Source organism: Donghicola sp. (assembly GCF_025210255.1).
Lineage (GTDB): Bacteria > Pseudomonadota > Alphaproteobacteria > Rhodobacterales > Rhodobacteraceae > Donghicola > Donghicola eburneus.
Genome location: NZ_JAOARZ010000026.1, coordinates 79,357 through 100,977 on the forward strand (window position 1 = coordinate 79,357; position 21,621 = coordinate 100,977).

At 56.2% G+C, this 21,621-nt stretch carries 17 protein-coding genes; 7 read left to right on the plus strand and 10 right to left on the minus strand.

What is annotated here, in order from left to right; all coding sequences use genetic code 11:
* Nucleotides 1-95: 95 nt before the first annotated feature.
* From N4A58_RS12585 to N4A58_RS12600, 4 genes are all read right to left on the minus strand, one after another.
* Nucleotides 96-1,469 carry a hypothetical protein gene (locus N4A58_RS12585; RefSeq protein ID WP_293710093.1) on the minus strand — a complete coding sequence of 458 codons (1,374 nt, stop codon included), beginning with the start codon at nucleotides 1,467-1,469 and terminating at the stop codon, nucleotides 96-98.
* Nucleotides 1,470-1,576: 107 nt separating this feature from the next.
* Nucleotides 1,577-2,209 (minus strand): polysaccharide biosynthesis/export family protein, encoded by a 633-nt coding sequence (locus tag N4A58_RS12590; protein WP_293710095.1) that lies wholly within the window; start codon nucleotides 2,207-2,209, stop codon nucleotides 1,577-1,579.
* A 173-nt stretch (nucleotides 2,210-2,382) separates the two neighbouring features.
* Nucleotides 2,383-4,827, minus strand: coding sequence for a tetratricopeptide repeat protein (locus tag N4A58_RS12595; RefSeq protein WP_293710097.1), 2,445 nt, complete (start codon nucleotides 4,825-4,827; stop codon nucleotides 2,383-2,385).
* A 33-nt stretch (nucleotides 4,828-4,860) separates the two neighbouring features.
* Nucleotides 4,861-5,565: a sugar transferase gene (locus tag N4A58_RS12600; RefSeq protein ID WP_293710099.1), complete on the minus strand. Its 705-nt coding sequence runs from the start codon at nucleotides 5,563-5,565 to the stop codon at nucleotides 4,861-4,863.
* Between the two features lie 527 nt (nucleotides 5,566-6,092).
* Between N4A58_RS12600 and N4A58_RS12605 the strand changes: the two genes are divergently transcribed.
* The 7 genes from N4A58_RS12605 to N4A58_RS12635 all read left to right on the plus strand — a co-directional run bounded on the left by N4A58_RS12605 (nucleotide 6,093) and on the right by N4A58_RS12635 (nucleotide 15,766).
* Entirely contained in the window at nucleotides 6,093-7,094 is a 1,002-nt protein-coding gene (locus tag N4A58_RS12605; protein ID WP_293710101.1) for an AAA family ATPase, read from the plus strand.
* On the plus strand, nucleotides 7,094-8,626 hold the full coding sequence (locus N4A58_RS12610) for a lipopolysaccharide biosynthesis protein (protein ID WP_293710103.1): 1,533 nt from the start codon (nucleotides 7,094-7,096) through the stop codon (nucleotides 8,624-8,626). Before N4A58_RS12605 ends, N4A58_RS12610 begins: the two co-directional genes overlap by 1 nt.
* Nucleotides 8,627-8,636: 10 nt before the next feature.
* On the plus strand, nucleotides 8,637-9,476 hold the full coding sequence (locus N4A58_RS12615; RefSeq protein WP_293710105.1) for a CpsD/CapB family tyrosine-protein kinase: 840 nt from the start codon (nucleotides 8,637-8,639) through the stop codon (nucleotides 9,474-9,476).
* On the plus strand, nucleotides 9,463-10,335 hold the full coding sequence (locus tag N4A58_RS12620) for a glycosyltransferase (protein ID WP_293710107.1): 873 nt from the start codon (nucleotides 9,463-9,465) through the stop codon (nucleotides 10,333-10,335). The genes N4A58_RS12615 and N4A58_RS12620 overlap by 14 nt, the downstream gene beginning before the upstream one ends.
* An 87-nt stretch (nucleotides 10,336-10,422) precedes the next feature.
* Nucleotides 10,423-11,829: a sialate O-acetylesterase gene (locus N4A58_RS12625; RefSeq protein WP_293710109.1), complete on the plus strand. Its 1,407-nt coding sequence runs from the start codon at nucleotides 10,423-10,425 to the stop codon at nucleotides 11,827-11,829.
* 68 nt (nucleotides 11,830-11,897) lie between these two features.
* Nucleotides 11,898-13,904, plus strand: coding sequence for an acyltransferase family protein (locus tag N4A58_RS12630; protein ID WP_293710111.1), 2,007 nt, complete (start codon nucleotides 11,898-11,900; stop codon nucleotides 13,902-13,904).
* A gap of 233 nt (nucleotides 13,905-14,137) precedes the next feature.
* Nucleotides 14,138-15,766, plus strand: a complete 1,629-nt coding sequence (locus N4A58_RS12635) for an ABC transporter ATP-binding protein (RefSeq protein WP_293710113.1) — start codon at nucleotides 14,138-14,140, stop codon at nucleotides 15,764-15,766.
* 2 nt (nucleotides 15,767-15,768) lie between these two features.
* On the opposite strand, the gene N4A58_RS12640 is transcribed toward N4A58_RS12635, so the two are convergent.
* From N4A58_RS12640 to N4A58_RS12665, 6 genes are all read right to left on the minus strand, one after another.
* Nucleotides 15,769-16,581, minus strand: a complete 813-nt coding sequence (locus N4A58_RS12640) for a hypothetical protein (RefSeq protein ID WP_293710115.1) — start codon at nucleotides 16,579-16,581, stop codon at nucleotides 15,769-15,771.
* Nucleotides 16,578-17,507, minus strand: coding sequence for a glycosyltransferase family 2 protein (locus N4A58_RS12645; RefSeq protein WP_293710117.1), 930 nt, complete (start codon nucleotides 17,505-17,507; stop codon nucleotides 16,578-16,580). Before N4A58_RS12645 ends, N4A58_RS12640 begins: the two co-directional genes overlap by 4 nt.
* Entirely contained in the window at nucleotides 17,504-18,784 is a 1,281-nt protein-coding gene (locus N4A58_RS12650; protein ID WP_293710119.1) for a glycosyltransferase, read from the minus strand. Before N4A58_RS12650 ends, N4A58_RS12645 begins: the two co-directional genes overlap by 4 nt.
* Nucleotides 18,785-19,073: 289 nt before the next feature.
* A complete protein-coding gene (locus tag N4A58_RS12655; protein WP_293710121.1) occupies nucleotides 19,074-19,895 on the minus strand; it encodes an IS3 family transposase in 822 nt (273 codons plus the stop codon).
* Nucleotides 19,892-20,209: a DUF1153 domain-containing protein gene (locus N4A58_RS12660; RefSeq protein ID WP_072704661.1), complete on the minus strand. Its 318-nt coding sequence runs from the start codon at nucleotides 20,207-20,209 to the stop codon at nucleotides 19,892-19,894. Before N4A58_RS12660 ends, N4A58_RS12655 begins: the two co-directional genes overlap by 4 nt.
* Nucleotides 20,210-20,251: 42 nt before the next feature.
* Nucleotides 20,252-21,490 (minus strand): right-handed parallel beta-helix repeat-containing protein, encoded by a 1,239-nt coding sequence (locus N4A58_RS12665; protein ID WP_293710124.1) that lies wholly within the window; start codon nucleotides 21,488-21,490, stop codon nucleotides 20,252-20,254.
* Between the last annotated feature and the right edge of the window lie 131 nt (nucleotides 21,491-21,621).

A 21,621-nucleotide genomic window follows, 5' to 3' on the forward strand; every position in this document is an offset into this window, starting at 1 on the left:
TCACCCTAACAGAGTAGACTGACTGCGCCTAATGAAACCGGAACCAATGTTGCCCCATCAGGCAAGATTGTTCCTAATATTCGGTTAATGTAGGATCAGTGGCTAAACGTGAAATCGCGGCTGATCTGCATGTAGACCTTGTTTGAAATTGCGTCATCAAGGCCTTCTTGCATGTTGCGTCGCTGGCTGACGCCCGTTGTCAGAACCCAGTCGCGTGTCAACTGGTGGTCGTAATCCAGCGACAGATCGGCCTGCCACGAGGTTGGGTTGCTGCCGTTCAGATAATCAACCTCTCCATAGTTTCCGTTTAGCGACAGTTGTGACAAGCTGTTGATTTCGTGGGTCCACGCGGAGCCAAGGGTCGACACGACGCGGTCACCGCCAGTGTCCGTGGCACTGACGTCACGCATCAAGTTCATCCCGAAGGTGCCGCGCTTGAATTCACGACTGTAGGTCATCTTCCCGATCCAAGTGCTATCACCGGATTCATTTTGGCTCAGGCCGAATTCGCCTGCCAATGCAGCGCTCGGCATTTCGACGCTGCGCGTAAAAGTCAGGGCATCGCGCGCGCCCGTGGCCGCGATCTCACGATCGAGATCGATACCAATTGTGCCGCGGATCAGTTCCTTGTCGTAGCCGAGGTTGAAAGTCGCGCCCGCTTCCTCCTCTTCTAGGCCAGAGGCCGTGGTCGAGACCGTGGTGTACCCCGTGGCAAAGCTGAGCGCGCTCGTCGGATCGATGGCATAGTTGATGCCAGCTTCGCCGCTGCGGGTCTCGCGTTCGGTGTTTTGCAGGTTGTCGGCCTCGTGGTACTTGTACCGAAGCTGTGCGTTCATCGTAGTGACCGGAGAAAGCCGAAGTCGCGTGGCCAAGCTTCCGCCAGCGGTGCTGCTGTCGTAATAGGTCGGCGCGGTTGTGTCGTAGTAGCGCACATCCCCGCGCTCGGCAGAGATGTCGAGCTCAATCGGCATATCCTTGAGCATTTCCAGCGTGACCGACTGATTCAGGAGACGCCGCCGCCCGTCGTCCGGCGTGATCGTGACTTCGCCTGTTTCGGGGTCATAAATCGATGAGACCGAGGTGACGTCCTGCTCTTCGGCACGGCTAACGGCGCGCAGAGTACTGCCAGCGCCCTCGCGCTGGTAGAACAGACGCAAGCTCGGATCTGTGACATCTTGAACGGAGTCGTTCGGCTCTTCGGAGAAGGTCAGAGCGGCAGAGCCCTCGATGTCCAACTGTTCGATGCTGGTCCGGCGGCTGATGCCCGCGCTTAGGGTCGTGGCAAAGGTGTTGGTGTCGCCCTCGGACGGGCGGTCCATCGCGGCATTGCTTTCGCTGCTTAGTTCAGAGGAGATGCCAAATCGCGTCTCATTGCCCAACGAGCCGTCCTCTTGAGCGGACGCCGTATAGGCCAGAAGTGTAACTGTCGAAAACGAGAATACTTGATAGAGCCGCTGACTCGACCTCATCGCCTGAACTTTCCTATGCGCAGGTGATCGCACTGGATCGACCTACTATGCTGCCTCAAACGCCCTAATTTCCAGAGCTCCCGCTATTTTGCGGGTTTGAAACAACTTTATTCGAAAAGCCGCCGTTCGGGAACCACAATTACATCTCCTTCTTGGAGAGGTGTTGCGCCAGAGATACCCCGCCCCCGTTTGTAGTCGAAGATATACGTCGTCTCGAGGCCCGTTTTGGGATTAACGCGGCGCAGTTCGATACGGTTTGTCGCTGCAAAACGGGTAAAGCCGCCGGCGGTCGCGATAGCCTGCAGGATGGTAACGCCTTCTTTGGTGTCGATGTCCAAACGGCCAGGTGTGTTGATTTCCCCCATAGCGTAAACACCGTAGGTCCGGATGATCGGGACGGTTGGTGCGCGGGGTGGGGCTAGCGACGCGACACTGACAAAAACGTTAGGCGAGACATTAAAGTTTGGCGCTAATTGCGACACAATCGAAGATTGTACAGCGCCGATGGTTCGTCCTGCCGCACGGATCGTTCCCGCAAACGGAAAGGTTATGTTGCCGTCAGGTAGAACCAGAACCGGACGGCTCAGATTTGTATCTTCGAGGACTTCGATCTGGAGGGTGTCGCCGGCTTTGATCCGGTAGTTATCAGCAGTCGCGCCTGACCCGATGGCGGAGAACGCCAGTACAAAAGCCAAAAACGCGAGGCGCAGGACACTGCGCAGGGTCCGGAGAAATGCCATCTTTTTTCCTCGTTAAACACGGCGGGGGATGAGAAGAGCGCTGTGGCAGATCGCTGCAAAGTCGCCGTTTTACCTAAACAAAAGCCATTGCAAGTATACGTTATATCAGCTTTCGAATAAACAACTCAGACGCAAGTCTCGCCGCTTTTCTGCAAATCTGCGATGATATTTGCTTACTCGGTGACAATCTCTGACGGGGCGGCTGCCAAAGAGGCCAGCGCGGCTGTCACCTGTGCCTGTAGTTCTGGCATTTCGTCCTGATGATCCATCAGCAATTCGGAGGCATATACCAAGGTGGTTTGAGCGCTTTGTGCCTGACCCGCCGCGACATACGCCATGCCCAAATGGTATTGAACGGTTGGATCTCCGTTCAGCGCAGAAGCCGCCGGCTCCAGATGCTCCAGAGCTTGCGCGACTTCGCCCCGTTTCAGAGCGATCCAGCCATACGTGTCCTGATAGGGGGGGTAGGTCGAGCCCTGCAGTCGACGCGCGATTAGATAGGCGCGATTCAGGCTGTCCGTATCATCGCGTTCGGTGGAAAGAAGGCTTGCCAAGTTGTTTGCGATCATCTCTTGGCCGCTGTCTTGGGCGTATAGGTCTTCGTAAATGGCGATTGCCTGATCCGTCTCCCCGATCGCCTGCATATGGCTTGCGTGTATCCATTTCAGGCCCGCGTCTTGGGGCAGATGATCTAGCGCCTCTTCGATCACCGAAAGGGCAGTTTTCATCTTACCGGCGCGCTGGTGCAGATTGTACATGGCCATCCATGCGTCTCTGAGCGTTGGATCATCTGTGACCAACGAGCGAAAGAGCGCGATGGCCTCCGCGTCCTGATGGATGTGCCCCAATGTTGTTGCATAAAGGAAAGAGGCAACCGGATCCTCTGGCTGTGCGGTGTAAGCCGCCTTGGCGTAGTCCGCAGCTTCGGCCATCTGATTGTCTAGGATCATGCTCCGGATCACCATAGCGGCACCGGTCGTATCGTTGTCCAATTGGTTCTCGACAAACTGCATCAGCTCTTTGGTCTTGCGGCGCTGGATCAACTGCTGCCCTTCGAGCTGGTCTGCAAGGTGGGCTGCCGCGTCGCTCCGAAGTTGTCGCAGGCGGTGAATATCTTGCGTAACGCGGCCCCAATCCTCCATCGCGATGTGGATTTCCGTCAGCGTGCCAAGGAGTTGGAGATTGGCATTTTGACGGCGCAACGCTTCCAAGGTCAGATTTTCAGCGGCGGGCAATTGGCCTTGGGTCCGCAGCACCTCCACCATCTGTAGGGTTAAGGTGGGATCGTAACTTGCAGACTCAACCGCCCGCATGAGTACGTCTGACATCAGGTCTTGGCTGCCTTCGCGCTCGTATGCGCGCGCAAGGGTCGCCAGAACCAGCGCGTTATCGGGTTCTTGATCCAACGCTTTGCGAAGCGTGATTATCGCGTCGCCTGTCTTGTCCTCATCAATCAACCAATCGCCCTGCATGCGCAGCGCATCAACCTGTGCTGGGTCGTGGTTCAAGACTTGAGTCACAAGCTTTTGGGCCGCGCTATGCTGATCCGTTTCACTCAGGATAGCGGCAAGGGCGATGCGTGTGCGGTCGGTGGCTTCGCTTTCGGGGGCGTCTTTGAGCAGAGCTTTTAATTCCAAGGTCGCCTCGGCTGTCTCACCCAATTCATAGCGCAGAGCCGCACGAAGCGCCTGAAAACGCGCCCGATGCGCGGCGATGTCAAAGGCTTCAGGTTCCGCGGAAAGTGATAGGTTCAAGTCGGTCAAAGCGGCCTCTGGTCCGCGGGTTTCCTTGATGTACGCAATCAGTAATTCGCGTGCTTCCGGCTCGGTCCCCGTTTGCTCTCTTAGCCAGCGTTCTGCGTCGGCCAAGCGACCTTGGCGCGTATACCAATTCACGAGCTTCACACCTAGGCTGGGATCTTCGGGAAAGTTCTCCGCCATTTGGAGTAAGGCGTCTTCCATCCCTCTCAGATCCCCGAGTCGTTCGAGCGCCATGAGGCGCGCGCGATGGATCGGTAAGCTTTTTGAATGAAACTTTAGGGTCGCATTTGCTTGATCAAGCAATCTGGACCAGTGTCCCCCCTCGATCAGGCCTGCCATCACTGTTTGGGCGGCATAAAACTGGTCTGGGTGATCTTGAAGAATTTGATCGGCACGCGTGATCGCGCTCTGCTGTGTCTGCGCATCTTTCGCGCGGAGGGCAAGTTGGTAGTCGACAGCCGCGTCGATCGCTCGCGCTTCTGGGGTGTCGGGCAGCAGCGTGGACGCATTGGACGCGTACGGCTCGGCTTCTTCGTATGAGAAGCTTTCCATCAGCAGACGCGCAGTTACAAGTTGCGCTGCGCCATCCTCCGGCTGCTGCTCGACCAAGCGCATGTACTGCGCCAGACCCTCGGCCACTTCGCCTGCCGCGATTACAGTGTCCGCGTAGAGCCGCCTTGCTTCCAAATGAGTGTTGTTCAGCTTGAGTACATTGCGAAGCTCAATCAGCGCTCTTGGTGAATCGCCATCGGCCACTAGGGAAAGTGCGTTTTGGTAATGCTCTTCAGCGCGTTCCTCTGACGAGTCACAAGCGGTCAAAGTCAGGATGAGAGAAAGGGCAAGGAAAAGTCTGGTCACTGAAAAGCGTCCCTGAAGAATGTCTATTAGGGGTCAGACCCCGGTCCCTCTCAGCACGACGAAAATAGTACTGAAAAGAAGGCGAAGATCGGTGCGAAAGCTGAGTTTGTGCAGGTAGGCGTCGTCATACGCCGCCCGATCGATAAAGCTGGTGCTGTGCCTGTCGGACACTTGCCATGGACCAGTGAGCCCGGGGCGGGTCAGATAATACGCGCGACCGGGATAAAAGGCGGACTGTTCCACCATCATGGGGCGCGGACCGACAAGGCTCATTTCACCACGCAGGACATTTAGCAGTTGAGGCAACTCGTCGAGCGAGGTTTTGCGAAGAAACCGGCCAACCATCGTAATGCGAGGATCGTAGCGTAGTTTCTGATGGGTTTCCCACTCTTCGCGGGCATCCGGATTGCGCGCCAAATAGTCTTCGAGCCGCTTATCTGCGTCGTGCACCATGGTGCGGAACTTGAACATTCGAAAGATCCGCCCGTGCCGCCCGACCCGGCGTTGAGTGTAAATCGGATTGTATCCGTCAAAGGAGATGAGCGCGCTCAGTCCCAGCGCGATGGGAAGCAAGAAAGGCGCGGCCAGCAACAGGAGCATTCCTGTGAGCCAAATGTCGAAGGCGCGTTTGTAATATAGGGCATACGTTTGATCCGGCCTTAAGTAGGCTGGTGGAGGACTGCTCACGTAACCCAGAGGCTGGTTTTGGGAGGCCGAAAAACTGTCTGATAAGATCATGACACCCAACTCATTAAACACAAAACAGGACCAGCGACGATGCTCGTCCGATAGAAATCGATACGGAGCCGGCACAATTCGTGCCGAGAAACATGCAAATTTGGTTAACGATGAACCATAAATGTACTAAAATAATATTTGCGGGTATGGCCGCATTTAAATCCTCTGATTTTACGTCTGATTTTTCAAGAAATTTTCGGATGAACGCGTTTCTGTGTTGAGTTTTCGGGCTGCGTGAAGCCAAGATATTTAAATTAAATCAGATGTTTGTTGAATTTTTGGTGCGCTGTGGTCCAGCGAGTTTGGGTCCAACCAGTCAAGATAAATCGCGGCGTATTTAAATTTGGTTAATGGCGTGATTTCAGAGTGACTGTTTTCTTTGAGTTATCAATCAGAGACACTATGAAATTGATATTTATTTGCTCTGTTGCATTAATTGTAAGTTAAGCACAATATTGCTTCGTTATTCGTATGTGTTTCGCGGGTCGGTGTCGTGGTTGTTTTGTTTCTTCGCCATAGGGATTTGAATGCTGCGCCTGATCTGGCGCTGCCATTCCGCATTGGGTGGGACGGCTACGCTAGCAGCACTGCGACCGACTATCGCCTTCCGTATTTTCGGGCGAGGTGACGTGTTAGCTGATTTTTCTAAAAGGTTTTTGTGTATGTCTTCCGGTGCCATGTACGCTGCCCATTTCGGGTTGAAGCAGCGCCCGTTCACCCTGCTTCCTGATCCCGACTTCTTGTTCTGGTCCCCTGAGCATCGCCGTGCGTATTCGGTTCTCGAAATCGGAATTTTGTCACGCGCGCCGATTACGCTGGTCACGGGTGAAATTGGGTCGGGAAAGACCACTTTGCTGCGACAGTTGATGAACCGCATGGAAGAGGATCTGTCGGTTGGTCTCATTTCGAATTTTGCCGGTGCGCGGGAGGACCTGATGCGCTGGGTGCTGAATGCCTTTGGCCTTCAGGTGCCTGAAGATCATCCAGACGATGTGCATCGGTATCAGGTTTTTGTGGATTTTCTGGTGCAGGAGTATGCGAGCGGACGACGTGTCATTCTGATTATCGACGAAGCTCAGAACTTGTCCGTCGACGCGCTTGAGGAGTTGCGCATGTTGACCAACGTGAATTCAGGTCAGGATGAGGTGTTTCAGCTGATCCTCGTGGGTCAAGTCGAACTGCGTGATCGCATCCTGCGCCCCAAGCTCAAGCAGGTCGCGCAGCGGATTGCCGCGAGTTTCCACTTGGGGCCTATGCGCGGCGAGGAAGTGCAGGATTACGTGCGTCACCGGCTGCAGTCAGCTGGCGGATCTGGCGATGAATTTTCGGACGGCGCGATGGCACTGATCCACAAGAATACCGACGGAATTCCGCGGTTAGTCAATCAGTTATGCGATTTGTCCCTGATGTACGCTTGGACGGATGACGAAGAAGTTGTGTCGGCCGAGACGGTCGAGGCGGTGCTTCAGGACAAGGTGTTCTTTGGCGCGCAACTTTTGGGTGGGGCTCAGAAGGAGCAACAAGCTTGATGCACGAAGTGAAGTACGCCTTTGCGATCTTTCTTAGACGATTGCCATGGTTTTTGGTGGTGGCAGGGGGGATTTCCACCCTCGCTATTCTCACTGCGATCAGTTTGCCGCCGGCCTATGTGAGCCAAGTGCGACTCTTGGTCGAAAGTTCGCAAATCCCCGGAGATCTGGCCGAATCGACGGTTCAAACCTCGGCACAGGAGCAATTGCAGATTTTTGAGACGCGATTGCTGACACGGGCAAACTTGCTCGAGATATCGCGCAGGATTCAAGTGCCTGAAAATGTTGGTGAAATGTCGCCGGATCAGATCGTCGACGCCATGCGCGCGCGGACGAGTATTCGCATCTCAGGCGGGCGCCAAGAGGCGACGCTGATGCTCATCAGCTTTGAGGCAACTGATGCGCAGAAGGCAGCAGGTGTTCTGAACGAGTATTTGACGCTGATTTTGCGCGAAGAGGCGCAGTACCGCACAACGCGTGCGGGTCAGACCCAAGAGTTTTTCGACCAAGAGGTGAATAGACTAGGATCTGAACTGAGCGCTCAGAGTGCAAAAATCTTGAGCTTTAAGAACGAACACGCCGATGCCTTGCCGGAAAGTCTGGAGTATCGCCGAACGGTATTGCTGAACCAGCAAGAACGCCTACTGCAAATTCAGCACGAGATCACCAGTCTGAGTGAGCAGAAAGAACGGTTGGTACACGTCTTTAACTCAACGGGCCGGGTGGAGACGGGGGCGGCGCAAACGCCTGAAGAAATGCGTCTTAGAACGCTAGAAGCGGAGCTGAGCGGCCTTTCTTCGATATATTCCGATAACCATCCGCGTGTGCTGGCGCTGAAGGCTCAAGTCGCCCAAGCGCAAAAGTTGGTGAGCGCTGGCATCGATCAGGATGATGCGGCGGATCAGGATCCGGCGCGTGCCATGTTTAGCTTGCAGATGGAAGAAGCGGACACGCGCCTTGCCTTCTTGGAAGAGCAAAAGGCGCAGTTGGAGGCCCAGATGCAGACTTTGACCGAGAGCATCGCTGTCACCCCAGCGAATGCGATCGCGCTAGATGCATTGGAGCGCGATCACAGGAACATTCAAGAACAGTACAATCAAGCGGTCGATCGTTTGGCGCGTGCCTCGACCGGCGAGCGGATTGAGGCGCTGTCGCGCGGGCGTCGGATCACTGTGGTCGAACAGCCAACGGCTCCCTCAGCTCCGACCAAGCCGAATAGGCCGTTGATCGCGGGCGGTGGCACCTTCTTGGGCATCGCGGTCGGCCTCGGGCTGATCTTTGCGCTAGAGATGCTGAACCGGACGGTGCGTCGTCCGGCTGACCTCGTTCGGCGCTTAGGGGTCACACCCATTGCGACCATTCCCTATTTGCGCACACGCCGCCAGAGGATGATCCGGCGGCTGTCCTTTGGGGCTGCGGTTTTGGTTGGGGTCACGGTGATTCCGGCGATGATCTACTTACTGCACGTTCATTACCTTCCGCTCGACCTGATTGCGGCGCGGGTCATGGACAAACTGCATCTCAGAGGCTGAGGAGACGGCGATGGAACGACTACAGGCCGCCTTGCAGAAGGCGCGAGCACAGCGCGAAGGCGGAGCGGCAGAAGCGCCCCGCCGCAAAGCGCGCGGGAGTGTGATACCAACTCGCCGTCGCCGTTCTTCGATGATCGACGACGTTTGGCAGGCTCTGCCAGAGCTAGAGGTGAATACTGACGTATGGCAGCTCCACCGACTTTTCGCCTTCAAAGGCGGGGCGGACGCAGCTCCGTTTGACCTGCTTCGAACGAAGTTGCTGCGGCTTGTGCGTCAACATGGCTGGAAACGAGTAGCGATCATTTCCGCGAACGCGGACGCCGGAAAATCGACAACCGTCGCAAATCTGGCGCTGTCCTTTTCCCGTCAAAAAGACCTGCGGACTTTTGCTGTCGATTTCGATCTGCGGCGGCCTTCGATGGCGCGTCTGCTGGGCCAGCATCTGCAGACCAACATGGGGCAAGTGATCCGCGGGGAAGTGGCGTTCGAGCAGCATGTACGGCGGCTCGGCACGAACATGGGCTTTGCGATGAACGACCTGCCTGTCCATCAACCTGCGGAATTGTTGCAGAGCGCACGGACGGCGGAATTGATCGGTCAAATTGAGGAAAAATACTCTACCGATCTGATACTGTTCGACATGCCGCCGATGATGGTGGCAGACGACGCCCACGGTTTTCTGCGCTTGGTTGATGCGGCTCTGATCGTGATTGAGGCAGAAAAAACACCTCTTAAGCAGATAGATATCTTGGAGCGTCAGGTGGCAGATCTAACCAACGTGGCGGGGATCGTCTTGAATAAATGTAACTATTCCGACGAGTACACCGGCTCTTACCATGACTATTACTAGGCGACCCTTCGCCGCTGTAATCATTCCCCATTTCAATGATCATGAACGGTTGCAGCGGTGCCTTGGGGCACTTTGGCATGCTGGCGTCCCAGAGGATGTCGAGGTGGTGGTCGTGGACAACGGGTCGTCACCTGCCGTTGTGGTTTCAGGTGAATTTCCGGGGCTTCGATTGGTGTTAGAGCCGCTCAAAGGTGCCGCAAGCGCCCGCAATCGCGGAGTCGCAGAGACGACCGCACCGCGCCTGTGGTTCTTGGATGCTGATTGCGTTCCCGCGCTGGACTGGCTGGATCAAGCGCGTGTGGTGTGTGATCGTGCGAGTATTGTCGGAGGCGAGGTCGAGATTTTTGATGAAAGCATGGGCCGCAGAAGCGGCGCGCAGGGGTTCGAAGCGCTCTTTGCCTTTGATTGCCAGGCATATGTCGAACAGATGGGCTTCGCTGTGACAGCGAACTTGCTGACAACACGAGAACTTTTCGAGCGCGCGGGGCCGTTCATCGATGGCGTGCCAGAGGACAAAGAATGGTGCAATCGCGCCGTTCAGGCGGGCGCGAACATTGTCTACGAGCCGCGTTTGCGCGTGGGGCATCCTTCGCGGTCGGATTGGATGGCGTTGCGGCGGAAATGGCGGCGTTTGACGCAAGAAGCATGGTCAGATCAAAGGCGAAAGCCCTACGGAAAAATCCGATGGGCAGTGCGCTCCGCGTTGGTCATGATTTCAGGGATCGCGCATCTGCCCCGAGTTGTGAGCACTGACAAACTCTGTGTGTCTGAAAAAGTTCTTACGGCTCTAACGCTGCTTCGACTGCGTGCGGTGCGTGGGCTCTGGATGATTGGGCAAATCACTGGCGTGCGACCGTAGCGCGCGGCGCTTTTTCTGCCGCTTAAGAATTCTTCACAAACACTCTGCTGGATTTCCAATGCCCTCGGGGCAACAAAGAGGTGCGGCATGCAGATTTCAGTAGGCTCTAGCGTTTCAAATCACCGCCACGTTCAGGCCACCGTTCGGCCCGCCGTGTTATTGGCGATGGGGCAATCCAACATGGTGGACCGCTCAGGGGCAGATACAACAGCGGTTTGGCCAAGTCAGGTCCAGATTTTTGATCCTTCTTCAGAGGCCTTGGTGCCGCCGACCAAGAATCTGACTTGGTTGCCAAGCGTCCCCGGTGCAACCACGGATTTTGACAGGGGACCGGGCCATGCGGTGCGCGTCTTTGCAACACACTGGTGTCAGGCTCATCCGGATCGTCCGCTCTACATTTTGCCAGTTGCGCGAGGCGGTACGGGTTTCAAGGATGAGTGGTACGCGGATGGTACTGGGCCGCTCTACAACGAAACAACACGACTTTTGGATGCGCTCCTTGCTCAGGCCCCAAAAGCTGAAATCATCGCCGGCATCATGCAAAACGGAGAGCGTGACGCGGGCCAGAAGAATGCGTGTTATCAGTGGAATGCGGTGGAATTGATTGCACAGCTTAGGGAGCGCTATGGAGTAGAGTTGCCATTCGTTTGGGGCGAACCAGGGAATTTTAGCGGTACGTCCAGCTCTGATTTTGACCGAGTGCGCGCGCAGATCAGAGCGCTGCCCGACTGCGTGCCTGCCCTGTCGACAGCGCGAGCGCAGGACGGGGCGCAGTATGACAGTTTGACGGACATCGGCGATGGCATGCACTTTGACCGCGCGGGGCAAGAAGCGTTGGGTCAAATGTATTTTGAAGCGTTTTCAAAGCTGTCTGGTGCGGTGTCGCATCCTGCTGTCGCTTTGGTTTGGCAAAGTGCGGGCATCCCTGATTGGAACAGCTTTGACGTTGCCGCGTACGACATCCAGTCGGGTGACCAGCTTCTCTTTCTGACAGCGGCGCACCGATCAAGTGGCAATGCCTATCCCGACAGTGTTTCGCTGAACGGTCAAACGGCGCAGGTGCTCTATCGCGGTGTTCAAGAGGTCACGACCCGTGTCGCGCTCTCTGCGTCAGTGGTGACGATTTTCGAGACGCCAGAAACGCCTTTGGTTTCCTTACAATGCAGTTGGGAAAAGCAGCCGTTAGGCGGTGCAATTTCGATTTGGCGCATTCGGGGGCGTGAAATCGGACTGCCGCAGTCAGATATTGGTACGGGTTCTTTGACTCTGGAGGGTGCGAGCGGAGGAGTCGCGGCAGCTTTGGCATACGGTGTTGATACCGCAGGCGAATTGGGGTTTTCGGGAATGGATTACGTTTCGGTTGAAGGTGCGGGAAACGTCTACGCTACCTCTTTTGCGGCGGGTCTGGTGGCTGCCGGTGGCGCCGTGACAATCACACCACAGAGAATACCGAGCCATGGATGCGGGGTGATTGGCGTTCCAATCGCATCCTGACGTTTTAGCCTTTTTTTAACCAAGGCAACGCAGTCTTTGACCGGAGTTCCCAGTCGGAGGCTGCACCCTTGGCGATTTCCTATAGACCAGACATTGATGGGCTTCGAGCAGTCGCGGTGGTGCCTGTTGTTTTGGAACATGCCGGTCTGCCGGGTTTCGAGGGTGGATTCGTCGGTGTGGACGTTTTCTTTGTCATTTCAGGCTTTCTCATTACCGCGCTGCTCCGTGATGAGTTGCGCGAAGGGCGATTTTCCCTCGCAGAATTCTATCTTCGGCGCATCCGAAGGCTCTTGCCCGCGCTATTCACTGTACTGGTCGCGACGGTTTTGATGGGCTGGCTCTTGTTGCCACCCAACGGGCTAGAAGCCCTCGGGCAGTCTGTTCTTTCCGTCCTGATGCTGGGGTCCAACGTCTGGCTTTGGCAAAACACCGGCAACTATTTCGGCGCGGCTGCAGAGATCACCCCGCTTCTTCACACATGGTCGCTTGCGGTCGAAGAGCAGTTCTATCTTATCTTCCCCATTCTGCTTATTGGGCTGCTCCGTTTCTCAAACAGGACAGCCGCTTTTTTGCTTTTATTCCTGACCGGGGCCGGCTTTTTGGGGGCTTGGGAAGTCACTGGAAAGCATCCCACAGCGGCCTTCTACCTGATGCCCGCTAGGGCTTGGGAATTCGGCGTGGGCGCTCTGCTTGCCATAGCGCCGGCAATACTGGGACACCGGGTTGCCGCTATCGCGGTTGGTACTGGTTTGGCGATGATCTTTGGTGCGGTCATTGCTTTTGACGCAGGCACAGAGGTGCCCGGCTATCACGCACTCTTGCCGGTCTTTGGGGCTGCATTGGTGATTGCCGGCGGGGTACGTGAAAACAGCGTATCCAAGGTCCTGGGAAGCACCGCTTTTGTGGCGATCGGCCTGCTATCGTATAGCCTATATCTCTGGCACTGGCCGGTGCAAGTTGGGCTCCGGCTGCTCACAGGTATCTACTATCTTCCCATCGTGCTGGGGCTAGTGTCGATCGCTATCTCTTTTGCCCTAGCATACCTGACCCGCCGCTTGGTCGAAGAACCTATGCGGAGGCACCGCAGTTTGCCCGTGACAGCGGCAGTTCTGACCCCAATTTGCGTTTCGCTTCTGTGTCTTTCTGTGGCTGCATTCGGTAGTGGTGGCGCGCCCACTCGGATCCCTTCGGACGTGTTGGCGGTTTACGAAACTGCGACAGAAGCGCCCGCGCTGCACGCCGATTGCATGTCGCGCGGCCCGATGGACGCGCCATGCACTCTGAATTTTCCGCAGCGGGTGCCCCGGGTTTTGGTATGGGGCGACTCCCACGCGGGCGCTGCGCTGCCTGCATTCTCGGAGTGGGCAATCGTCACGGGGCGCCCGACCGTTGCAGCGACCAAAGCAGGGTGCCCACCCATCCTTGGCGTGAACAGGAGCGACCGTGCTTCGGAGCATGGGTGTGCTGCGAAAAACGCCGCGCTCATGGCTTGGCTGCGCCAGAACCGGTCTGTAGAAACCATCATCATGCATGCGAGATGGCCGCTGATGCTTACCGGTGGACGCGCGCCCGGAGAGGCGGGCGGAGAGTTCCGCCTCGCATCGTCTGATGGTCAGCGTATCGAGGCTGCATCGGCCCTCTCTGCCACTGTCTCGAACCTCCGTATGATGGGCAAGCGCGTTGTCCTAATCGGTTCTGTGCCCGAGCTTGGGCTGGATCTACCGCAAGCCTATCTGGCGCACAGCAGGACGCTAGGACGTTGGAGCGACGTAGACTTGCCCCATGATCCGATGCCTCGCTTGGCTTCAGCCGATGCCGCACTGGCAAGAATCGCAAGAAAGCACGGGGCTGAATTCATGAGCCTCCGCGCGCAGGATCAAACAGAACAAGACCTCACCAGCCTTCCATTACAGTATGCGGATGATGACCACCTGAGCCCAGAAGGTGCGCGGCAGCTTGTCTTGCCTGCTTTGATGAACGCTTTGCCAGCGACCCAGCCACAGTCGCCACCGATTGCGGTTCTGTCGTCCGTCCGCAAGGCAGAGAACGCTGCACAATTGTTTGGACCCCATTGATTTTAAGGCATAAGCTCAGCCCATTCTTTCTCATTTTCCGGCGGGTATTTTCCCGCGTCGGACGGGTGTCCAGTTCGATGTTTCAAAACTACCGACTGATCTGGGGCGTGCTGCAGGGCGCAGAACGAAAGCGTTTCCTAACCTTAATCGCTCTGTCGGTCCTGATGGCTGCCTTCGAAATGGGTGGCGTTGCCGCGATCTTCCCTTTTCTGGCGCTTGTTGGTGACCCGAGTTTGATCGCAGAGCGCGGCGAATTTGCCCGTTTGGCAGAGATGACTGGCATCGAGGACGCGAAACGTTTCACAGCTATGATCGGGTTGGGTGTTCTTTGCATTCTCTTGCTAGGCATGGGGTTTCGCGCCCTTGGGTCATATATTCAAACCAAATTTGCGATGATGCGCGGGCGCTCTATTGCGCGGCGCCTTCTCGCACGGCATTTGCACCGGCCATATGATTGGCATCTTGGCCGGACATCTGTGGATCTAAGCCAGTCTTTGTTGTCCGAAGTCGATCTGGTGGTGCAGCAGTCCATTCTGCCTGCCATCATGCTGCTGACAAACGTGGTCGTCGCGCTCTTGATCGCGGCAGTCTTGTTTGTCGCAAACCCAACTGTCGCCGCGACTGCCACCGCATTGCTCGCATTTGTTTACGGTTTGGTCATCCTTATTTTGCGCCGACCCCTGAAAAAAGCAGGTGCAAAAAGAGTAGAGCATAATCAGGCGCGCTTTCGACATGTGTCGGAGATCGGCGAAGGGATCAAAGAGCTCAAAGCGAGCGGGAGAGAAGAGGAAGCGCTGGAGGGATTTCGCGGCCCCGCCAAGGGTATGGCGGAGGCACACACCAGTGCTATCGTTCTAGGACAGCTGCCAAAATTCGCCTTGGAAGCGGTGATCTATGGAGGCTTCGTGACGCTCGTTTTGACGAGTTACGCCACTGGCAACGCAGCTTTAGCACAGCTCATGCCGCTCTTTGGGTTGTTCGGGGTTGCGAGCCTCAAGCTTTTCCCGGCCCTCCAACAGATTTTCGCTGACATTAGTCTACTCCGGTTTTCACACGATGCGCTTAAGCGCGTCCATCGCCAATTGAACGAGGACATGCCTTCGCGCACGCATCTGGCCGATCAACGGCTTCGACTAAAGCGTGACCTACGTGCAGAGGGCGTTGGCTATAGGTTCATTGGTGCAATACGGCCTGCAGTGTCCGACGTGTCAATTTCCATTCCCGCGGGGTCTTCTTTAGGCATCGTGGGTGGGACGGGCGCTGGAAAGAGCACATTGCTCGACATCTTGCTTGGGCTTTTGCCAACTCAAGGGCATGTCTTGGTTGACGGGGTTCCCTTGAGCGAAGGAAAGCTCGGTGCTTGGCAACAGAACATTGGTTATGTTCCTCAGACCATCTTCCTAAGCGATGATACCATCGCGGCGAACATTGCGTTTGGTGTGCCTGAACGGGACATTGACCCGAACCGTGTGCGACGCGTCGCTCAGCTTGCGCAAATTCACGAGCACATCGTGACAAAATTACCCAAAGGCTATGCTAGCCAAGTCGGCGAAGGGGGCGCGCTCCTGTCAGGTGGTCAACGGCAGCGGATCGGCCTGGCACGGGCGCTGTATCACGATCCTGACGTTCTGGTACTGGACGAGGCGACATCTGCTTTGGATGGGCCGACGGAACAGGCCGTGATGAACTCTATTCGCGGACTATCAGGCATGAAAACGGTGATCATGATCGCCCATAGGCTGCCGACAGTTCGTGCTTGCGATCAAATCATTATGTTGGACAAAGGACGTATTGTCGCTCGCGGCTCATATGATGAGCTGTTGGAGACGAACGCAGACTTCGGAAAGCTTGCATCGGCCTGATCTCAGAGTGCGCGGCGATAGCCAAACGCGTACAGAGTTTCGTCGCGTAGGGTTCGACCGCGGCGTATCAGCCGAGCTGTCGCCTTGGCCAAAGGGGACTTGTCCCGCAGCACATTATGCAGACTGCGTACGCTTTCGCGGTGATCTGGCGCCACATTCTGTAGCTCCCCTGTCCAAGACAGATCTGCTTCGTAGCCCGCGTCGACGAGCGCAGTTGCCATGTCCGGATGGCTTTGAAGTTGGGCGGCGATCCGTGGCAGATAGCGGCGCCATGTACCGACGCTGCTGTCGCAGACGGATCGCACCCCCTTCAGGGCGAGGTTTGCGCTGTCGGTGGTATGACACACTCGCTCAAATTCCGAAAAGCGGTGAAGCGGGTTGAGAAAAGAGAAAGCTTCAGCAATCCGCTCTTGCTCTGCATCCGGATCTCGAACGAGCGTTTCATAGCGGCACTCGTAAACCCTTGGATGGTTCCCAATCTTGTGACGCAGCGCTTGATTCCGACGCCAGACATCAAAGTCGCACCAATATTCTCCGGGCCGGCTTCCGTGTTCTGACACGATCACGTCCCGAGGATCCCGCTGCATGTAAATCACGTGCAGCTGTGGGTCCCAGCGCAGGACACGTGCGGCGTGGATTAAATCGGTCGGCTTTTTCGACGCATAGGGTCCGGTGATCGTGCGCGGCGCGCTGAAAAGGCTGACTTCGTGGTCTCCGACCTTCTGAATGTCGAAGCATGCAGAGATCAGTTCAAACAGCAGAGTGGTGCCGGATCGTGGGGACGATCCGACGATGTGCAATCTGGGAGATTTCATATTTCAGCTTTGACCATTCCAAAGACGACGTTGCGGAAGTGGCGGGCGCGATCCGATGCCCCTTGGGCGCGCAAGGCCGAGCGCAGGCTCCAGAATGCGGCGCGCGACAGGTTGAAACCAAAGAGTATCGCCCATGCTGCTGCCGCAGACCCAGCGCCGCCGTGTTTCCTGTGTAAGCGGATCGTTGCATCCGTCAGCATAAGATCACGGCGGTGGTTAAGCTTACGCGCCGATGCACTGCCGTAATGCACGATCTCTCCAACTGGCGCGAACTTGAGCTGCCATCCCGCATCGCGCATGCGACGGCACCAATCAGTTTCCTCGCCAAAGAAGAAGAAATCCTCATCCAGCGGGCCGACGCTTTGCAAAACCTCTCGGCGCACCATCAGATAGCATCCAGATATAACTTCAACATCTCGTTCAGTGTTCCGCTGCCAGCCGGTCATCTGGTAACGGCCGAAGAACTGTGGCTTTTTGAGTTTCCAAAGCCCAGAAGACATGAACACGAGATCCAAGAGACGCGGCCACATAGAACAGGTGCGCTGCATGGTTTTGTCAGGGTTCAGGACGCGGCAACCCATCGCGCCTACCTTGGGGTGGGTATCCAGATATTTGACCGATTGCAGTAGAACGTCAGACAGAACATAGGTGTCGGAATTCAGCAGCAGGACATGCCGCCCTGAACAGTGCTCAAACCCTTGGTTGTTCGCAGCAGCAAAACCGCGGTTGTCGGTGTTCTTGAGCTGGATAACTTGCGGGAATTCAGACTCGACCATAGCTGGGGAACCGTCGGTCGAGGCGTTGTCCACGACGATCACTTCCAGATCCAGACCGGCGGCGTTGTCATATACGGACCGCAAACAATCCCGCAGCAGATCGATGGTATTCCATTCGACGATCACGATCGACAAATCTGGTGTGTTCATGAGGTGGCTCTTTCCAGCTCGGGCAGAGGTCTAGAGTGAGCTTGCGCTATGATTTGTGTGTAAAAGGTTAACATCAGGTCAGCTTTGTCGTCCCAGCTGCCAAAAGACTGCAGGCGTGCGCGAGCTCCAGCGCCGAGCTGTTGGCGTAGGTCAGGGTTCATCGCAAGCTTGCGGACTGCATCCGCAATTCCCCGCGAAAATTGATCGGGGGTCGTGACTGGAACCTTGATCCCGCAGCTGTCATCAATCAGGAAATCGGGCCCGCCATTCGCGGCGGTAATAATCGGTAGACTGTGGGCCATCGCCTCGAAAAAGACGCCGCCCATGGGTTCACGAAAGCTGGGAAAGCAAAAAACGTCGGCGGCGGCATAATGCTGCTCGACCGCGCCTCTGGGGATGCGGCCCAAAAACTTGATCCGGTCCGCAACGCCAAGGCTTTTTGCCTCGGCGCGGCAGAGCGGCAAGTCCTCTCCGTCGCCTGCCGTCACCAAGCGCACGCCAGGCAAATCACGCAGATGCACTAGGGCGCGGATCGTGTCGCGCAGTGCCTTGGTGCGGATGACCCTGCCGGCGTGAAAAAGGGTGAGCTGGCCCACAGCGGATTGGCGGGTAATCTGGGGGGCAAAGCTGCCGTATCCACGCTCCGGCAACGCATGGAACCGCTGCAAGCCAACCTCGGCCAAGCGATCTTGGACATATGGTGCGACGCCTAAAACCAGAGCGGCTTTCTGATAGGTCCTGCGAAGGGCAGGGTCGTGCCTGAGCCGGAAGTCATCGAGATCGCGTAGCCGGTTCGCCAATCCACGCGAGGCATTCACCTCGGCCTCGAAGCCTGTGGGCGTTTTGAGACCGCCCCCCAAAGGGCCGATGACATAGGGGATGTCAAAATCCGCAAAAGCTGAGGCGTGGCGCATCCCTTGGGGCAGGATTTGATGGCCCACATCGAAGTGTTCGCCATTGGCAAGCGCCGCTTTGATCCAACGGCGGCACTGGCGCACGAAGAAAGGCAGGCCAGGTTTGGCCATCGCGTTGAACCGTTCGAATTTCTGGTAGAGCCAGCGGATTTCTGGCCATGTGATCACGCGCGCCGAGGGCAGCTGTTTTTCCAGTGGCACCGCGCCCTCGCGCGAGGATGCCAGAACCGTCACATCTGCTTTGCGCGACAAAGCCTCGACCCAGCGATAGGCCCATTCGGGCTCGCTTAGATCATTGCCGTCCAAGGACGGGGCAATCACCAGTACTTTGAGACGTCGCTCAGCTGCGTGCTGCGCTTCCACGTGATGCATCCCTTAATCAAAAATTACGAAATAAAAACAATGGGATTTCTATATAGAGCACAAGTTATCCGCGAATTTTTTGGAAAACAAGAAAATCAGAGGCGAAAGTTTGCGAGATTTCGTTGGGGTTGCAGAGTGACGCTGGATTGGGCCTTTCGATCAATTTATCACAAAAGAGCAGTATATATTTGGTTAACAGAGTTACATAAATTCAGGCTCACCGAGATATAGGTGAACATTTGTGTTATCGGCTTGCGTAATTGTAATGACCCAGCGTTTTCTGCTCAGTTTAGGCCGTTAATCTGAATGCCTCGGCAGGCGTGCGCATAGCAAGGGCCTGATGAGGGCGGCGGTTATTGTAAAAGCTGATCCAGTCGCCGATGACTCGCGTGGCGTGCTGGATGCTCTCGAAGCGATGTCGGTGTGTGCATTGTTCTTTGAGGGTGCGGATGACCCTTTCGACCATGCCATTCTGCTGCGGGCAATGCGGGGTGATGAACTCCTGTTTCAGGCCATAGCTGCGGACCAGTGCCGTGAAGTGTCTGCTTGTAAAAACCAAGCCGTTGTCTGAGCGAAGCAGGAATTCGTTCTGGACGCGGCCAAGGGCGCCAAACCTGCTGATCAAAGCATGTTCCAAAGCCGCGCTGGCGGTGGTCGCTTTTCCGGATCTGGAGATGTGCCAGCCCAGAAGCTCCCGCGTGTGGCAATCGATGACCAAGGCCAGCGAGGCCCAACCGTCTTTTCCTGTCCAAACGCGGGCTAGGTCCGTGGACCAGCGCTCGTTTGGAGCTGTGGCAACTGAGGGCACAGCCTGAATACGAGGGCGCATTCCGATGGCACGCTTGCGAACTTGCCATCCTTTTATGCGGAAAATCCGCTGCACGGTGTTCTTGTTGAACCCTAACAGCCAAGCCACGGTTCGATAACCGAAGGAAGGCTCTTCCTCGATCATGGCTTTGATCGGTTCTGCGAAACGCGGATCGATCTTGGCCGCTGACTTTGTGGGCCTGTAGTAAACTGTCCGCCTTGGAACGCCGAACCAGGCGCAGAGCTTGGTGATCGAGACCTTGATCCCGTCCGCCAGCAGGCCCTCATGGAGCGTCCGGATCAATTGCCGTCCTCCCGCTCCATGAGGGCCTGGAACTTTTTTCGAGCGCGCAACTCGAGCATGGCCTCGCCATAGGCTTCTTGTAGGTCTTTGAGCTGCTTCTCGTACCGCGCGTGGATGTCTTGCGGCGTCGCACGCAGGGAATTCTCCATCCCCTTCTTGGCGTCGTCGACCCAAGTTTCGATCTCGGACGGCGTCAGATCATAGGCCCGGCTGGCTTCCGCCACCGTGGTTTTGCCCTGAATGATCTCGATCACAAGGGCGGTCTTTCGCTTCGCTGTCCAGCGTTTGACGGTCTCGTCCATACTCTTACTCATGGCTACTTTCTTCCTTTATAGCATGAGCAGGAAATCACTGGGTCAGTACATAATCGCCATTTCGATTTGCCCGGTGATATGGGCGGCCTCGGAGATTTGGTCCCAGGTGATCGGGATGTCATCTTGTGGCGCGGCCCGCTCTAGATCGTCCTGATGAGGTGCAAAGCGAAAACTATCGCTCACTGGGGTTGGTGGCAAAAGCCGGCAGACGGTCGTGTCTGAACTAACCAGTTCCAGAGTTTCGGGGTTTGCGTTGGGGGGTTCTATATTGTCGAAAACCTGCCAGTCTGATTGACCTTTGTCGCCCCAAATGTCGGTCACGAGGTTCCCTGTAATCGTCACTTCGCTTGAAATGGGATCGACCCGAATGCGCGGAAGCGCACTGTCTTCTGCCTGAGAAGCGGGATTGAGCACGGTGTTCTCCGAAACAACAAGATCGCGCGCGCCACCCACGTATATTCCATTCAGGTGCTCAAGGAGCAGGGTGTTTCCAGAAATTTCGAGGCCCTCATAGAACATCTCCTCGCCAAAGCCTTGGGCCAGAGCTTCGTTTCCGATGAAAATGCCCTGGCTCGGGTCGCCATCTGCAGTCATTAGTGTGTTGTTCAGGATGCGGATGTCTGTGGTCGGCGTCACGTTTCCGTTCGTCCAAAACTGGATCATGTCCGCATGGTCGCCAGCCGTGGGGCTGCGGAGAAAATCGTGGATCGTGTTGCCCGCGATCGTAACGTTCTGCATCTTGGTGAAAGTCAGTCCGTCGATGCGCATTTCGCTGATGTCGTTTCCGGTGACACTGACATTCGTGCTGTTTCCGAAACTCGCGCCGATCATGAAACCGTGCAAGGCGCTGTCTGTGAGGGTGAAGCTGTCGTTGCCCCTGACCGAAAGGCCAATTCCAGTGCCAAACCCGTCTGCCTCGGGCGAGAGATCTGTCGCCATGTCTCCTTCGAATGTTACTTGGCTCAGCGTGATATTGCTGCAGTCAATAAACTCGAACGGTCTTTTGTAGGTGGGCTGTCCGACTCTGTAGTCGTAGTCGAAAACGACATCGGAGATGGTAAGATTGGAGACTCCCTTGGCCTCGAAATTATGAATGACTGCGGGGGCGCTCGGGTCTGCGGACGCGAGTGTGACGCCGTTCAGGTCTAAATCGATTCCGAGACCGTACCATATCGCGATATCATCGTATTCTCCGGCCTCTAGGTAGATGTGTTGTCCCGCTTTGGCGTGTGCCAACGCCGCATAAAGGTCCTCGGCCGAGGACACATAAAGGTCAGTCATATCCGGTCCTACCCGTCTTGCACCTGCCCCACGCAGGCAGGCTCATTGACCGGAGAAATCTGACCTGAAATGTGGCAGACAAGCGGCATCGGCGCGGGAAACGCGCTTCCTTTGATCCATAGTTGAAATGG

What these genes read in the sequence shown, in the direction of transcription:
- N4A58_RS12645 (WP_293710117.1), bottom strand. Translation starts at nt 17,507, where the DNA reads ATGAACACACCAGATTTGTCGATCGTGATCGTCGAATGGAATACCATC.
- N4A58_RS12640 (WP_293710115.1), bottom strand. Translation starts at nt 16,581, where the DNA reads ATGAAATCTCCCAGATTGCACATCGTCGGATCGTCCCCACGATCCGGC.
- N4A58_RS12625 (WP_293710109.1), top strand. Translation starts at nt 10,423, where the DNA reads ATGCAGATTTCAGTAGGCTCTAGCGTTTCAAATCACCGCCACGTTCAG.
- N4A58_RS12615 (WP_293710105.1), top strand. Translation starts at nt 8,637, where the DNA reads ATGGAACGACTACAGGCCGCCTTGCAGAAGGCGCGAGCACAGCGCGAA.
- N4A58_RS12605 (WP_293710101.1), top strand. Translation starts at nt 6,093, where the DNA reads ATGCTGCGCCTGATCTGGCGCTGCCATTCCGCATTGGGTGGGACGGCT.
- N4A58_RS12585 (WP_293710093.1), bottom strand. Translation starts at nt 1,469, where the DNA reads ATGAGGTCGAGTCAGCGGCTCTATCAAGTATTCTCGTTTTCGACAGTT.
- N4A58_RS12590 (WP_293710095.1), bottom strand. Translation starts at nt 2,209, where the DNA reads ATGGCATTTCTCCGGACCCTGCGCAGTGTCCTGCGCCTCGCGTTTTTG.
- N4A58_RS12610 (WP_293710103.1), top strand. Translation starts at nt 7,094, where the DNA reads ATGCACGAAGTGAAGTACGCCTTTGCGATCTTTCTTAGACGATTGCCA.
- N4A58_RS12600 (WP_293710099.1), bottom strand. Translation starts at nt 5,565, where the DNA reads ATGATCTTATCAGACAGTTTTTCGGCCTCCCAAAACCAGCCTCTGGGT.
- N4A58_RS12665 (WP_293710124.1), bottom strand. Translation starts at nt 21,490, where the DNA reads ATGACTGACCTTTATGTGTCCTCGGCCGAGGACCTTTATGCGGCGTTG.
- N4A58_RS12620 (WP_293710107.1), top strand. Translation starts at nt 9,463, where the DNA reads ATGACTATTACTAGGCGACCCTTCGCCGCTGTAATCATTCCCCATTTC.
- N4A58_RS12660 (WP_072704661.1), bottom strand. Translation starts at nt 20,209, where the DNA reads ATGAGTAAGAGTATGGACGAGACCGTCAAACGCTGGACAGCGAAGCGA.